18 protein-coding genes are annotated in these 12,542 nt (G+C 44.9%); 15 read left to right on the top strand and 3 right to left on the bottom strand.

From position 1 onward, the window contains the following. Positions 1-63: 63 nt before the first annotated feature. The 8 genes from PKF022_RS04165 to PKF022_RS04200 all read left to right on the top strand — a co-directional run bounded on the left by PKF022_RS04165 (position 64) and on the right by PKF022_RS04200 (position 4,381). Positions 64-648, top strand: coding sequence for a rhodanese-like domain-containing protein (locus PKF022_RS04165; protein ID WP_216231681.1), 585 nt, complete (start codon positions 64-66; stop codon positions 646-648). Positions 649-846: 198 nt separating this feature from the next. Next, positions 847-1,374: a YeeE/YedE thiosulfate transporter family protein gene (locus tag PKF022_RS04170; RefSeq protein WP_281777340.1), complete on the top strand. Its 528-nt coding sequence runs from the start codon at positions 847-849 to the stop codon at positions 1,372-1,374. Between the two features lies 1 nt (position 1,375). Further along, a complete protein-coding gene (locus PKF022_RS04175) occupies positions 1,376-1,942 on the top strand; it encodes a DUF6691 family protein (RefSeq protein WP_281777341.1) in 567 nt (188 codons plus the stop codon). Positions 1,943-1,959: 17 nt separating this feature from the next. Next, positions 1,960-2,193: a hypothetical protein gene (locus PKF022_RS04180; RefSeq protein WP_281743416.1), complete on the top strand. Its 234-nt coding sequence runs from the start codon at positions 1,960-1,962 to the stop codon at positions 2,191-2,193. 7 nt (positions 2,194-2,200) lie between these two features. Further along, a complete protein-coding gene (locus tag PKF022_RS04185) occupies positions 2,201-2,827 on the top strand; it encodes a hypothetical protein (protein WP_281777342.1) in 627 nt (208 codons plus the stop codon). 10 nt (positions 2,828-2,837) lie between these two features. Then, positions 2,838-3,815, top strand: coding sequence for a rhodanese-like domain-containing protein (locus tag PKF022_RS04190; protein WP_281777343.1), 978 nt, complete (start codon positions 2,838-2,840; stop codon positions 3,813-3,815). 11 nt (positions 3,816-3,826) lie between these two features. Beyond that, positions 3,827-4,144 (top strand): metalloregulator ArsR/SmtB family transcription factor, encoded by a 318-nt coding sequence (locus tag PKF022_RS04195; protein WP_281777344.1) that lies wholly within the window; start codon positions 3,827-3,829, stop codon positions 4,142-4,144. Between the two features lie 18 nt (positions 4,145-4,162). Continuing rightward, positions 4,163-4,381: a DUF2892 domain-containing protein gene (locus PKF022_RS04200; protein ID WP_216231688.1), complete on the top strand. Its 219-nt coding sequence runs from the start codon at positions 4,163-4,165 to the stop codon at positions 4,379-4,381. A 90-nt stretch (positions 4,382-4,471) separates the two neighbouring features. Here PKF022_RS04200 and PKF022_RS04205 read toward each other — a convergent pair whose 3' ends face one another. From PKF022_RS04205 to modB, 3 genes are read right to left on the bottom strand one after another with little or no spacing between them, the layout of a single operon-like run. Next, positions 4,472-5,371 carry a prenyltransferase gene (locus tag PKF022_RS04205; RefSeq protein ID WP_281777345.1) on the bottom strand — a complete coding sequence of 300 codons (900 nt, stop codon included), beginning with the start codon at positions 5,369-5,371 and terminating at the stop codon, positions 4,472-4,474. A 21-nt stretch (positions 5,372-5,392) separates the two neighbouring features. Next, complete coding sequence (locus tag PKF022_RS04210) at positions 5,393-6,502, bottom strand: ABC transporter ATP-binding protein (protein WP_281777346.1); 1,110 nt, start codon at positions 6,500-6,502, stop codon at positions 5,393-5,395. Beyond that, on the bottom strand, positions 6,502-7,155 hold the full coding sequence (gene modB, locus PKF022_RS04215; protein WP_281777347.1) for a molybdate ABC transporter permease subunit: 654 nt from the start codon (positions 7,153-7,155) through the stop codon (positions 6,502-6,504). Before modB ends, PKF022_RS04210 begins: the two co-directional genes overlap by 1 nt. Before the next feature lie 160 nt (positions 7,156-7,315). On the opposite strand from modB, the gene PKF022_RS04220 reads away from it, so the two are divergent. The 7 genes from PKF022_RS04220 (at position 7,316) to soxX (ending at position 12,537) form a co-directional block, all read left to right on the top strand. Continuing rightward, positions 7,316-7,603 (top strand): metalloregulator ArsR/SmtB family transcription factor, encoded by a 288-nt coding sequence (locus PKF022_RS04220; RefSeq protein ID WP_281777348.1) that lies wholly within the window; start codon positions 7,316-7,318, stop codon positions 7,601-7,603. A gap of 35 nt (positions 7,604-7,638) precedes the next feature. Then, positions 7,639-9,039: a sulfite dehydrogenase gene (gene soxC / locus PKF022_RS04225; RefSeq protein ID WP_281777349.1), complete on the top strand. Its 1,401-nt coding sequence runs from the start codon at positions 7,639-7,641 to the stop codon at positions 9,037-9,039. Next, positions 9,023-10,114: a c-type cytochrome gene (locus PKF022_RS04230; protein ID WP_281777350.1), complete on the top strand. Its 1,092-nt coding sequence runs from the start codon at positions 9,023-9,025 to the stop codon at positions 10,112-10,114. The genes soxC and PKF022_RS04230 overlap by 17 nt, the downstream gene beginning before the upstream one ends. A gap of 81 nt (positions 10,115-10,195) precedes the next feature. Beyond that, positions 10,196-10,648, top strand: a complete 453-nt coding sequence (soxY, locus tag PKF022_RS04235) for a thiosulfate oxidation carrier protein SoxY (protein WP_215361666.1) — start codon at positions 10,196-10,198, stop codon at positions 10,646-10,648. 54 nt (positions 10,649-10,702) lie between these two features. Then, positions 10,703-11,011 (top strand): thiosulfate oxidation carrier complex protein SoxZ, encoded by a 309-nt coding sequence (gene soxZ, locus PKF022_RS04240; protein ID WP_068321433.1) that lies wholly within the window; start codon positions 10,703-10,705, stop codon positions 11,009-11,011. A 52-nt stretch (positions 11,012-11,063) separates the two neighbouring features. Next, entirely contained in the window at positions 11,064-11,879 is an 816-nt protein-coding gene (gene soxA / locus PKF022_RS04245; RefSeq protein WP_281777351.1) for a sulfur oxidation c-type cytochrome SoxA, read from the top strand. Between the two features lie 19 nt (positions 11,880-11,898). Then, positions 11,899-12,537, top strand: a complete 639-nt coding sequence (gene soxX / locus PKF022_RS04250; protein WP_281777352.1) for a sulfur oxidation c-type cytochrome SoxX — start codon at positions 11,899-11,901, stop codon at positions 12,535-12,537. Positions 12,538-12,542: the final 5 nt, after the last annotated feature.

Consider the following 12,542-nt stretch of genomic DNA (forward strand, 5'->3'; position numbering starts at 1 on the left):
CATAAATGCGTATATAAGCATTTAAATCACCGTTTTGTGACAAAATAATACATAGAGGGTTTTATGAAAAAGTTTATTTCTCTTGGTCTGATGTTGTTTTCAGGCCTCGTATCAGCACAATCTGCTGCACCTGCAAGTCCTGAGCTACTGCAGATTATTGATAAATCCACCAAATTTGTCGTTAACACCCCAAAGGGTCCGGTAGAAATCACTCGTGTGATGACGCCTTGTGCCAAGAATAAAGGCTGGTTGCAGCCATTGATTCCTATCAAGGGCGTTGTTCCAGTTGATGAGATCGATGTGCTTAATGCATTGAATGACAAAGATTCAATAGTGGTAGACATGCGCGTTGTCGATGACCGCGTAAAGGGAACAATCCCTGGCTCAGTTGGTATACCGTATACAGAAGTTGCTATGCGCATGGATGAGTTAGGTTGCAAAAAGCCTGCTGCTGGATCAACTAAGTGGGATTGCTCTAAGGCTAAGAAGGTTTATGCATTCTGTAACGGTCCTGTTTGTCCTCAAAGCCCAATGGCAATGGCGGCGATGACACGCGATGGCTTCCCGGCAACGAAGATTTATTACTATCGTGGCGGCATGTTGGATTGGGATGCATTGGGATTAACAACCGTAAAAGGCGAGTTCTAATCTTATTAACTTAAGACCCGAAATTCGAAGGGGGCCACGGCTCCCTTTTTTATTCCCTAACCCCTGTATGAAGACCCATTCATTCATGATGTAGATCAAATTCTGTCGACTTGTTTGCTTATGCCTATTGACATTGCAGTTTAAATTGATAATATATAATTGTATATATTATTTAAACCTTAAATGAGGTCAGTAAAGATGGTAAATAAAGCAGGGCAGGCGAAACCAGCGCCGTATATGAACCCATTGCTAGCAGGCATCCTGCTTGGAATGGTTCTATTGGCAACTTTTGTAGTCACAGGTCATGGGCTTGGGGCAACGGGATTTACTACCCGTTTGACTGCATGGGTTGGAATGTATGTCGCACCAGTTGCTACCAATGCAAATGATTATTTGGGTGGAATGGTAGAAGAAGGCAAGCCTTTAAATGCTTGGATTACCTGGCAGGTGATCGGAGTGGCTTTAGGTGCATTGTTATCTGCATTCCTAGCAAAGAGAATTTACATTCAATTGGATGGAAAGAAGTTTCTCGGAGGATCTAAGCGTCCTATCACCGCATTATTTGGCGGCATCTTGGCAGGCTTTGGAGCACGTGTTGCTGCAGGATGTACTAGTGGTCTGGGTTTATCTGGCGCCGCGGTACTTAGTTTGGCTGGATTTACTTTCCTTGGCACATTCTTTGCGGTGGGTTTATTAGTAAGCCGCTTCTTGAAAGAGGGGAAATAAGATGAGCGAAATTCTTTCGGGGCTTCTTTTAGGCGCTGCATTTGGTTTCGTTTTGGAGCGTGCGGGTTTTGGCAATCCCAATAAGTTAACTGGCCAATTTCGACTAACGGATTGGTCCGTGTTTAAGGTCATGTTCACCGCTATTGTGTTTGCTGCGCTAGGGCTCATGGTCTTAGAAAAGACTGGGCTGGTTGATGCTGGTAGTTTGTTTGTCCCGCCAACTTTCTTGGGTGCAGCTGCCTTAGGTGGGGCGCTTGTTGGTGCTGGCTTCGCAATTGGTGGGTATTGCCCTGGAACATCAGTAGTTGGTTTAATGTCTGGTCGCATTGACGCAGCAATCTTTTTGCTTGGCCTGCTTTTGGGTACCGTATTTTTTGCAGCTATTTATCCAAGCATAGAGGCGTTAACTACTTTAGGCGAATTTACTAAAGCGGATTCATTGCCAGATGCTTTCAATATCTCAGATTGGTCGATTGATGTCGGAATGATTTTCGCGGCCGTTGGTGTTTTTGTCTTGGGCTCTTGGATGGAGAAGAAATCCAAAGGTCCTGTTAGTTCTCAAGCTTAATCATTAAAAGGAAAAATATGTCTAAGAAATCTACTGTAGCTGCATTGGCGCTTGCCTTGGCGGGTTTATCTGCAGCACCGCTCGCCCTTTCTGCTGATGCGCCTGCGAACCCAACAAGCTCTGAGCAAAAGAATCCTTGCGGTCCTAAAAAAGAAGCCTCCAATCCTTGTGGTCCAGCAAAGAAAAAGGCAGCTAACCCATGTGGGCCAGCCAATCCTTGTGGGCCAAAGAAGCGTAAGGCAGCGGAGTAACTTTTAAATGCTCACTCAATCCAATCTTTGGTTAGCCGCTCAGAAGCTGGCAAGCATTCAAATGCAGTACGCTAAATCTGGGCGTACATTGAATGAAGCTGCTTTATGCGGTGCCAAGGATTTTGTTGAGTGGCAGCATTATCCGAACAATGACTTAGCTGATGTGAATAGTGGCTATGAGTTTTATTACCATGCGCATTCAGCTGATGAGATGCCCGATGGAGAGCATGGACATTTTCATGTGATCAAACGGGACGCACAGAGCTTTCATCATCTTATTGGCATTGCATTAAATCAAAAGGGCTTACCAACCCGTTTATTTACAACAAATCAGTGGGTCACAGGCGAGGAAATGATCGATTCGGACTTGGTCATCAAGTCCTTAAAGAGCTTTGAGATGGCGGTCAAAGGTCGTATGGCACCAGTAAGCAACTGGATTGGTGCACTTATTCAATTATTTAGTACAGATATTGAAAAATTGATTGTGGATCGCGATCAAAAGATTGCATCAATGGAGGTTGAGTTTGGTGGTCGTGCACTTGTGCTGAATTCTAGAAAGCATCATGTGTTAACGGAGTGCAAGATTGATCTGCTAGGTCGTCTTTCAGAGAATTTATTGGTAGTTAATTCATAAGGGAGTAGAAATGAAAAAGATTCAATGGGCAGCAGCTCTTGTCTTGGCTAGCATGGTAAGTTTCGTGCAGGCTATTACATTGCCTGGGCCAGTGGTTAGTGCTGATTGGCTTGCTGCAAACCAATCTGAGGTGCAAATTTTGGAGGTAAGAGGCGATGTGGCTAGCTATGTACGTAGCCCTGAATTTGAAGTCGATAAAAAGACTGGAAAAAAGGTGCTAGTAGAGGTTGGCGGCCATATTTCAGACTCTAGCTTGTTAGACTTTAAAAAGGTTAGAGCTGATCGTATGATTGATGGAAAAAAGATTAAATACTTGATTCCTGAAAAGGCAGATTTTGAAAAAATTATTCAAGCTGTTGGCGTTAACTCTGACAAGCCTATCGTTTTGGTACCAATTGGATTGGATATTTCCGATGTGGACGAAGCCCTAAGAGCCTATTGGCAGTTCAAGGTTTATGGTGAAGACAATATTGCCGTTTTAGATGGTGGCATGGCAGGCTGGCTTGCTGAAGGTCGTGATTTTGTAGTGAGCCCCTCAACCAAGACCGGTGGAAACTGGACTGCAAAAGCTGAGCGTAAAGAATTGATTGCTAATTCAGAGCAAGTAGCCTCTGCATCAAAAAGCGGTAAGGTGAATTTGATTGATGCTCGTCAACCAGCTCAATTTTTCGGCTTAAGCAAGCGTGACTATGTAGGTGCTTATGGACACATTGCTGGCGCAAAAGAATTGGCCCCAGAGTTGTTGGCAAAAACTTCAAAGGGTGCACTGTATTTTTGGGATAAAAACACTTATAACGCATTGTTGACAGCAAACGGCATTAATCCAAAATCACCAGCCATTAGTTATTGCAATAGCGGCCATTTGGCAGCTGGTGGTTGGTTTGTATTGTCAGAGCTGGTAGGTAATAAATCCACCAAGCTGTATGACGGCTCCTTATATCTTTGGACTCTTGAAGGTCGTCCATTGGTAGGCGTTCCGCTTAACTAAGGTTGCGTGTCATGTCTCTTCTTGCCACCAACATCAATCTACAAAAGATGCAGTCATCAGCAGATGATGCCTGTCGCTTGATGAAGGTTCTTTCTAATCGCGATCGGATGATGTTGTTGTGTCAAATTAGTCAAGGGGAGAAGTGTGTGGGTGAGCTGGAGGCATCCCTTGATATTCAGCAACCAACCTTATCGCAGCAGCTTACCGTTTTAAGGAATGAAGCGTTGGTGAAAACCAGAAGAGAGGGTAAGCAAATTTATTACTCGCATTCCAATCATGTTGCCTTAGAAGTGATGAATGTGCTTTATCAAAATTACTGTAGTAAATAATTTAAAAGGAGCTTTAATATGAAATGCAATGTTGGCGGTATTGATCGTATGTTACGTATGGTGGTGGGCCTGGTATTAATTGGCCTGGCTGCAACTGGCACTGTTGGTGTCTGGGGCTGGATTGGTGTAGTACCGCTTGCAACGGGTCTATTTAGATTCTGCCCGGCCTATCCATTGTTGGGAATTAATACTTGCGGTACTGATTCTTCTTGTGGCGGTGGCGGTTGCTGTAAATAAGCTGCTTCAGCAAAAGCAAATAAGGGGCACTTAGTTGCCCCTTATTTTTTATCACCGAAACTTGGATAAAAGACTTCTATATCCAATCAATTAGACCCACAGTAGCCCAAAGAATAAAAGCAGTGCGTAAAGGTGAATGGCTACTAAATTATTCAAAATCAACCTCTTCATTTTCTCTTTCTCGCTTATCTCCGCTGAAACCTCTTTTGCGCAGTACAAAAATATTGGCAAAGGGAGGAGCGTGATGAGAGCTGCCTTTGGCAATTCAAAGTAATGGATGCCAATCATCTGCAGTGCATAAGAGCAGGCAATTACAGTTAGATACCAACGAGCTAATTCATTGCGAGTAGTTTGTGTTGCAAGCGTGAGTTTATGCGCAAGTTGGTCAGCCCTAATATCGGGAATCTGATTGACCAACAATATATTGGACACAATTAATCCGAACGCAACACCAATTGGAATTGCTTCGTATGCAATAGCGTTTATTTGGATGCTGGCAAAACCAATGACCACAAGTGACCAAGCTATTGAGATTGCTAATTCACCAAGAACTCCTTTAGACATCAACTCAAAAGGAGGGGCAGAATATGCCCAAGCTATAAATATCCCAATCATTCCAAGGGGAATTAGATGCCATGTAGTTTGTGAGCATAAATAGAGGCCCAATCCTGCGCTTAATAAGATGAGGGTGATACCAAGCAGAAGTATTTGCCTCGGTTTGAATATCTGGTTTTGTATGAAGCGACTGCCCCCGGTGAATGGGGTAATGCGATCTTCATTATTCTGGTCAGATCCGTTGAGGTGATCGAAGTAATCGTTTAGTAGGTTAGCTGCTCCGTGAGCAAAAAGAGCCAAGCTGAGGGCTAGAAAGTTAATTCCAAAAGTTGCCTTGGTAGCGCTAGGTAATGCAAGGCCTATCAAGCAGCCCAGCAGTGTGATTGTGAGAAATGCAGGCCTAGTTGCTAAAAGTAGATTTAACTTTATGCTCATGACGATGTCATGTGTTGCGTATTAATGATCTACAAATCGTCTTGGATCATTAATGGGGCGCAGGGGCATGATATGAATTTGATGTCCATCGAATTCAATATGCATTAGACTGCCAACTTCCATGCTCAGTCTTTTAACTTCAGATGCTGAAGCAACCCATTCAATTTTGTGCGCACTATTTTGAATTTGTAGCTGCACAACGGCAATTTGACCTAAGCTGCTAATTTCTACGGTAGTAGCTGGAATGCTGGCAGGGGTTGGTGCGTTAAAGACCCTTAATCCATCCTGTGGAATCACCCAAGCAACTTGCGCGTTTGGGGGAATCTTTCCTTTGTCAGCCACAGTAAACGTTTTTTTACAACCATCCCAAGTGAGATTTCCTGCATTAAATATTCCATGAAACATATTGCTGATGCCTACCAACTCAGCTACGCGTGAGTTTCTGGGTCTTTGGAATAAGACTTGTGGTGGAGCCGTTTGCAGGCTAATTCCATTATCAATAACGGTAATGCGGTCAGCCAGCAGGTCCGCCTCGCGCAAATCATGGGTTACTAGCAGAATGGGAATGTTCAAGTCCTTGCGTAAGTCAGCAAGGGTTTTGTAAAGACTCTGACGCGTTGGCGCATCCACTGCGGAGAATGGTTCATCCAATAACAAAATTTTGGGCTGCCGCGCTAGTGCTCGAGCTAATGCGACTCTCTGCTGTTGCCCACCCGAAAGTTGGTTTGGTAAACGATGGGCAAGTTCGGCAATCCCCATGCGACTTAACCAATCTTGGGCGATTGCTTTGCGTTCATTCGTTTCATAGGCGGAGTTTTGCAGCGGGATGATGACGTTCTCAATGGCCGAAAGATGCGGAAAGAGGGCGTACTGTTGAAATAAGAAGCCGCAAGAGCGTTGTGCTGGGGCTAGGTTTTTAATTACCCCTGAAAGTTCGCTCGCTTCAAACCAGGTTTCTCCATCACACTCAATTTTTCCGAACTTCGCTTGACTCAGTCCGGCGATAGTTCTAAGGGTGCTAGTCTTGCCGCTACCAGACGGCCCTACAAGTGCATGCAATTGACCAGGAGCGCAGTCTAAGTTAATTTGCAATGGATTAGGGAGGGTTTGGTTAATTTTGAGTTTGAGCATTAGCCTCTCCCTTTGCTCTGTGGGGCGGCTCTTCTTCCAAAGACGCCATAAGAGAGGGCAATCGCAAGCAGTGAAATGCCTAGAAGAAGCAAAGCAAGCGCCCCAGCGCCGGCAGTATCAAAACTCTGCACCTTGTCGTATATAGCTATGGATACCGTTTTTGTTTCTCCTGGAATGGCGCCTCCAACCATCAGGACAACGCCAAACTCACCCAGGGTATGGGCAAAAGTCAGCACGGCAGCGCTGGTAATGCCTCTCCAGGCCAGCGGAAGCTCAATTAAACGAAAGATTTGCCAATTGGATAGGCCGCTTACTTGGGCGGCTTCGCGTATTTCTGGATTAATCGCTTCAAAGGCGCGCTGAATGGGCTGTATGGCAAAAGGTAGGTTGACTATGAGGGAGGCTATCAAGATGCCGGTAAAGGAAAAAACTAATGGAAAGCCCAAGAAGCTCTTCCCACCCAGGCCAACCAGCAGGTAATAGCCCAAAACAGTAGGTGGCAGAACGAGTGGGAGAGCTAAGGCTGCTTCTACCCAGGGCTTGCTTCTATTGAGGCTAAGCAGGCTATGGGCTACCCAAACCCCAAAAGGGATGATGAGAGCCAAAGTCCAAACTGCCAGCTTTAGCGAAAGAAGGATTGCGTCTATATCCATCGTTTTGATTGTATTGCTAAGCAATATAGGGTAACTCACTATACCGATTTAGCTACTTCAGGAGTCCAATATATGCGTATACATGCATATATACTACAAGGCGATGATTTAGGTGAAATCTAGGGTTCAAAAAGCGACCAAAAACTTATCTCCGAAACAGATGGAGAAAGTATTTTCTCAGGTCGCCACCTATTTCAATGTGCTGTCTGAACCAGCGCGCCTTCGCATCATGTATTCAGTCTGCAGTGGAGAAAAGTCCGTTTCTGAAGTAGTCGAAATGTGTGGCTCAAGTCAGGCGAATGTTTCAAGGCATCTTTTGGCCTTGCATAAAGCGGGAATATTGCTCAGACGTAAAGAGGGTGTAACGGTTTATTACTCAATTGCAGACAATGCAACTGTAGAAATGTGTCAGTCAGTCTGCGCAAAGATTGCTGAAGGTATTCATTAAGTTTTGCAGTAAATCACTTTTCAAGTAGAGGTCAAATGACTAAGAAGCAAATTGAATTAAGTGTCGAGGATATCTCGGCAGTTGAAAAGTCGGTAAATAGAGCCCGCTTAGTTAAAGCACCAGAGCACTTTATCTCTCAAGAGTTAATTGCCGACATCAATGCCAATGGCCTTGATGAAACGCGCCGTGGCTTCTTGCGCAAAGGCTTCATGTCTGCAGTTGGCGGAGCGGCAGCAGGATTGGCTGCACCACTGGCGTTTGCTGCAGGCGAGGGCGACCCAGCAATTTTAGAAAAACAAGAATGGCAAACAACGCTTGGTAAGAACGTTGCCACCATGCCTTATGGCGTCCCTTCAATTTACGAGGCTAATTTAATTCGCCGTGAGTCACCTGGCTTAACGCGTGTATCAGCAGCATCTGTTGCCTTTACACCTTTGCAGGGCTTGTTCGGAACAATTACTCCAAACGGTTTGCACTTTGAGCGCCATCATCAGGGTTGGTACAACTTAAATCCTGAGACCCATCGATTGATGGTGAACGGTATGGTGAAAAATGCTCGCGTCTTTACGATGAACGACTTGATGCGTTTACCTTCAGTTTCTCGTACTCACTTTATTGAGTGTGGAGCTAACACTGGTTTGGAGTGGGGTAACGTTGCTGTTCCTACAGTGCAATATACACACGGCATGTTGTCCTGCTGCGAATTCACAGGCGTACCACTGAAAGTATTGCTTGATGAGTGCGGTGCCGATTTGAAAAAAGGCAAGTTCTTACTTGCTGAAGGTGGTGATGGTTCTGGCATGACTCGTACTATCAATTTGGAAAGCTGCCTAGATGACACTATCGTCGCCTGGAGTATGAATGGCGAGATGCTCCGTCCAGAAAACGGTTTCCCATTGCGCTTGGTGGTTCCAGGCGTACAAGGCGTTAGCTGGGTTAAATGGTTGCGTCGTCTTGAAGTGGGCGATATGCCTTGGAATGCAAAAGATGAAGCCGTTCACTATATTGAGCTTATGCCAGATGGTATTCACCGTCAGTATGCTTCTATCCAGGAATGCAAATCAGTTATCACTACGCCTTCAGGCGGTCAGCAATTGCTCGACAAAGGTTTCTATAACGTGAGTGGCATGGCTTGGTCTGGTCGCGGCAAGATTAGGCGTGTAGACGTTTCATTTGACGGTGGCAATAACTGGCGTCAAGCGCGTCTCGAGACACCTGTGCTCACCAAGTCAATTACTCGCTTCAATATTGATTGGGTTTGGGATGGATCGCCTGCAATATTGCAATCTAGAGCGGTTGATGACACAGGTTACATCCAACCTTCAATTAAAACGTTGCGTAATGTTCGTGGTACGCGTTCGATTTATCACAACAATGCAATTCAGTCTTGGAAATTAGATTCAAACGGCGAGGTGAGCAATGTACAAGTTGGGTAAATCGATTGCTCGTTTAGGGCTGTTGTCCGCAGCATTATTGGTGGCTAATCTTGCCTATGCGCAAGGAACGCAGGGTTCTGCTAAGTTTCCTGGAGTTGGTCGTAATGCCACCCCAGCTGAAGTAGCGGCATGGGATATTGATGTGCGTCCTGATTTCAAAGGATTGCCAAAAGGATCTGGTTCAGTTGAACAAGGACAGACAATTTGGGAAGCCAAGTGCGCTAGTTGCCACGGTATTTTCGGTGAGTCAAATGAGATCTTTACGCCGATTACTGGCGGCACGACCAAGGATGATGTTAAGACCGGAAGAGTGGCTTCTCTTGCAGATATGAAGCAGCCACAGCGAACCACTTTAATGAAGGTTCCTACTGTTTCTACTTTGTGGGATTACATCTATCGTGCAATGCCATGGAATGCGCCTAGGTCTTTAACTCCCGATGATACGTATGCTTTAGTGGCCTTTATCTTGAGCATTGGCGAAGTGGTTCCAGATGATTTCGTTCTCAGCAATACTAATATTGCTGAAGTTCAAGCAAAAATGCCTAACCGTAACGGCATGACAAGAAAGCATGGCTTCTGGAATGTAAAAGACAAACCTGATGTCAATGGTTCTGCTTGTATGAATAATTGTGTAGCGTTTGTTCAAATCGGTTCTACTTTGCCTGATTTTGCGCGTGATGCTCATGGCAATATCGCAGATCAAAATCGTATGTATGGCCCGTATCGTGGTGCTGATACGACAAAGCCACCAATTGCAAAGCTACCTGGTGCAGCGGGAGAAGGTTTAGCGCATGCTAAAGATACTCATGCCAATGCCCCTAAAGGTGCTGCAGCGTTATTTAAGAATGAGAATTGCTCTGCCTGCCATGCCCCAAATGCTAAGTTGGTCGGACCATCCATAGCAGATATTGCGGCTAAATATAAAGATCAAAGTGGCGCTGTAGATAAATTGATGGCCAAGGTTAAGAATGGTGGAGCTGGAGTTTGGGGTTCAATTCCGATGCCACCACAAGCGCAATTGTCAGATGCAGATCGTAAAGCACTAGTTGAATGGGTGCTTTCAGGGGGCAAATAAGGGGCGCTTAAGTAATTACCAGTATGGTTTATTAGAAAGCAGATAATATATTCACAGTAAGAGATTAATAAAGGAGTTTTTATGAATCAGCAGCGACGCAGTTTATTGAAATATTCGGCCGTATTTGGCTTGATGGCTTCTGCGGGTCTTATTAGCGTGGCCCAAGCACAGGAGTGGAATAAAGCCGCTTTTGAAGGCAAGAGCCTTGACGATGTATTTAAGATCTTGGGTGCAGGTAGCCCAGAGAAGTCTGGTGCAGTCACTTTGAATGCCCCTGACATTGCAGAAAACGGTGCAGTAGTGCCAGTTGGCATTACAACCACTCTCAAAGCAGAGCAAATGGCCATCTTGGTTGAGAAAAACCCAAGTGCCTTAGCTGCTCAATTCTTCATTCCTGCGGGCACCGAGTCATTTGTTACTACCCGTATCAAGATGGGTCAGACCTCCAATGTATACGCCTTGGTAAAAGCTGATGGCAAATGGAGTATGTCCGTTAAGGAAGTGAAAGTAACTTTAGGTGGTTGCGGCGGTTAATACCCCAACTTATCTGAAAACCATTAATTAATTACTAGATTACAAGAGGAAAACATGGCTGATCCAATGCGCGTTAGAGCTGCTGAGAACGGTGGAATTGTGGATGTAAAAATTTTGATGAAACACGACATGGAATCTGGTCAGCGTAAAGACGCTTCCGGCAAGACAATTCCAGCTTGGTTCATCAGCACAATCAATGTCAAAGCAAATGGCAAAGATGTATTGAATGGTCAATTTGGTCCAGCGGTTTCTAAGGATCCATTCTTGAACTTCAAATACAAGGGTGCTAAGGGCGACAAGATTGTTGTGAGCTGGGTAGATAGCAAGGGTGACAAGCGCACCGACGAAGCAACCGCTTCTTAATTGCTCGTCCCCATAGATTTTTACTATCACCTGAGTTTTGAAAGGGTTGCAAATGCAGCGTAAATTAACTTTAGGGCTGGCCTCTGGATTGTTGGCCACCTTATTAGCAGTGTCATCGTCAGTCTCTGCGCAAAAAAGTGCAACAGACGATATCGCTAAATATCGCGAGATGATCGCTGATGGCAACCCTTCAGAGCTTTATGAAGCAGCTGGTGAAGATCTATGGAAAAAACCCGCAGGTCCTAAAAATGCTACTCTTGAGAAGTGTGATTTAGGTCTAGGGGCTGGTGTTGTGAAGGGCGCAGCAGCACAGTTGCCGCGCTACTTTAAAGATACAAATAAAGTGCAAGATCTCGAATCACGTTTGATGACTTGTATGCAAGTCCTTCAAGGTCGTGATCCGCAAGAAATGATTGATGCTCCATTCCAAAAAGGTCCTAAAAAGGATATGGAGGCGATTGTTGCTTATGTAGTCACTGCATCTAAAGGCGACAAAATTAAGGTGAGCACGAATCATCCAAAAGAAAAAGAAATGTATGAGCTCGGTAAGCGCGCATTCTTCTTCCAGGGTGGCCCAATGGATTTCTCATGTGCATCTTGCCATGCTGAAAACGGTAAACGTATTCGTTTGCAAGATTTGCCTAACTTAACGGAGCAAAAAGGTGCCGCTATGGGTTGGGGTTACTGGCCAGCGTATCGCGTTTCTAGCGGTCAGTTCTGGACAATGCAACAGCGCCTGAACGATTGTTATCGTCAGCAGCGTTTCCCATTCCCAATTTATGGTTCAGATGTGACGATTGCTTTGTCTATGTATATGTCAAAGACCGCAAATGGCGGAACAGTTGAAACTCCTGGATTAAAGCGTTAAGAGATAAGAGACAAAGATCATGAAAAATACAAACATCAAAAAGCTCTTAACTATTGCTGGATTTATTGTTGCTTCAAGCTTGCTGCAAAACGTAGCTGTGGCTCAACAAAAGAATGATCCAAAGTTCAATAAGATGATGGCCGATAGCTTTAGAGCTCAGGGTATAGCAGGCTTAGATCGCATTGATCAAGACGCTACGCAAAAGTTTTGCTCTGATCCTGTGTTTGCTAATAGCAAGCAGGGTGAGAAGATGCGCGACAAGATTCAGAAAATCAATATGGATTCTATTAAGCAGCCGTCTGATGGCAAATATATTGGCGACTGGAAGAATGGCGAGAAGATTGCGCAAAGTGGGCGCGGTGCAACCTGGACTGATAAGGCTGATACCGTAATTGGCGGTGGTTGCTATAACTGTCACCAGATCGACCCTAAAGAGATTTCTTATGGAAACATTGGGCCATCATTGACTGGTTACGGAAAAATGCGCGGTTACTCACCTGAAGTGGTTACATATACTTGGAATCGCATCAATAACTCCAAGGCGTACAACGCCTGCAGTAATATGCCGCGATTTGCGCACTTCAAGCTCTTAAATGAGCAGCAGATTCAGGATGTCATGGCTTTACTGCTTGATCCTGCCTCTCCAGTTAATCAATAACGAAT

The organism is Polynucleobacter sp. KF022 (assembly GCF_027924105.1).
In the GTDB taxonomy this organism is placed as follows: domain Bacteria; phylum Pseudomonadota; class Gammaproteobacteria; order Burkholderiales; family Burkholderiaceae; genus Polynucleobacter.

Coding starts and splice junctions, on each gene's coding strand:
- PKF022_RS04180 (WP_281743416.1), top strand. CDS start 1,960: ATGTCTAAGAAATCTACTGTAGCTGCATTGGCGCTTGCCTTGGCGGGT.
- PKF022_RS04230 (WP_281777350.1), top strand. CDS start 9,023: ATGTACAAGTTGGGTAAATCGATTGCTCGTTTAGGGCTGTTGTCCGCA.
- soxA (WP_281777351.1), top strand. CDS start 11,064: ATGCAGCGTAAATTAACTTTAGGGCTGGCCTCTGGATTGTTGGCCACC.
- soxZ (WP_068321433.1), top strand. CDS start 10,703: ATGGCTGATCCAATGCGCGTTAGAGCTGCTGAGAACGGTGGAATTGTG.
- PKF022_RS04175 (WP_281777341.1), top strand. CDS start 1,376: ATGAGCGAAATTCTTTCGGGGCTTCTTTTAGGCGCTGCATTTGGTTTC.
- PKF022_RS04190 (WP_281777343.1), top strand. CDS start 2,838: ATGAAAAAGATTCAATGGGCAGCAGCTCTTGTCTTGGCTAGCATGGTA.
- modB (WP_281777347.1), bottom strand. CDS start 7,155: ATGGATATAGACGCAATCCTTCTTTCGCTAAAGCTGGCAGTTTGGACT.
- PKF022_RS04170 (WP_281777340.1), top strand. CDS start 847: ATGGTAAATAAAGCAGGGCAGGCGAAACCAGCGCCGTATATGAACCCA.
- soxC (WP_281777349.1), top strand. CDS start 7,639: ATGACTAAGAAGCAAATTGAATTAAGTGTCGAGGATATCTCGGCAGTT.
- PKF022_RS04210 (WP_281777346.1), bottom strand. CDS start 6,502: ATGCTCAAACTCAAAATTAACCAAACCCTCCCTAATCCATTGCAAATT.
- soxY (WP_215361666.1), top strand. CDS start 10,196: ATGAATCAGCAGCGACGCAGTTTATTGAAATATTCGGCCGTATTTGGC.
- PKF022_RS04165 (WP_216231681.1), top strand. CDS start 64: ATGAAAAAGTTTATTTCTCTTGGTCTGATGTTGTTTTCAGGCCTCGTA.
- PKF022_RS04220 (WP_281777348.1), top strand. CDS start 7,316: ATGGAGAAAGTATTTTCTCAGGTCGCCACCTATTTCAATGTGCTGTCT.
- PKF022_RS04200 (WP_216231688.1), top strand. CDS start 4,163: ATGAAATGCAATGTTGGCGGTATTGATCGTATGTTACGTATGGTGGTG.
- soxX (WP_281777352.1), top strand. CDS start 11,899: ATGAAAAATACAAACATCAAAAAGCTCTTAACTATTGCTGGATTTATT.
- PKF022_RS04195 (WP_281777344.1), top strand. CDS start 3,827: ATGTCTCTTCTTGCCACCAACATCAATCTACAAAAGATGCAGTCATCA.
- PKF022_RS04205 (WP_281777345.1), bottom strand. CDS start 5,371: ATGAGCATAAAGTTAAATCTACTTTTAGCAACTAGGCCTGCATTTCTC.
- PKF022_RS04185 (WP_281777342.1), top strand. CDS start 2,201: ATGCTCACTCAATCCAATCTTTGGTTAGCCGCTCAGAAGCTGGCAAGC.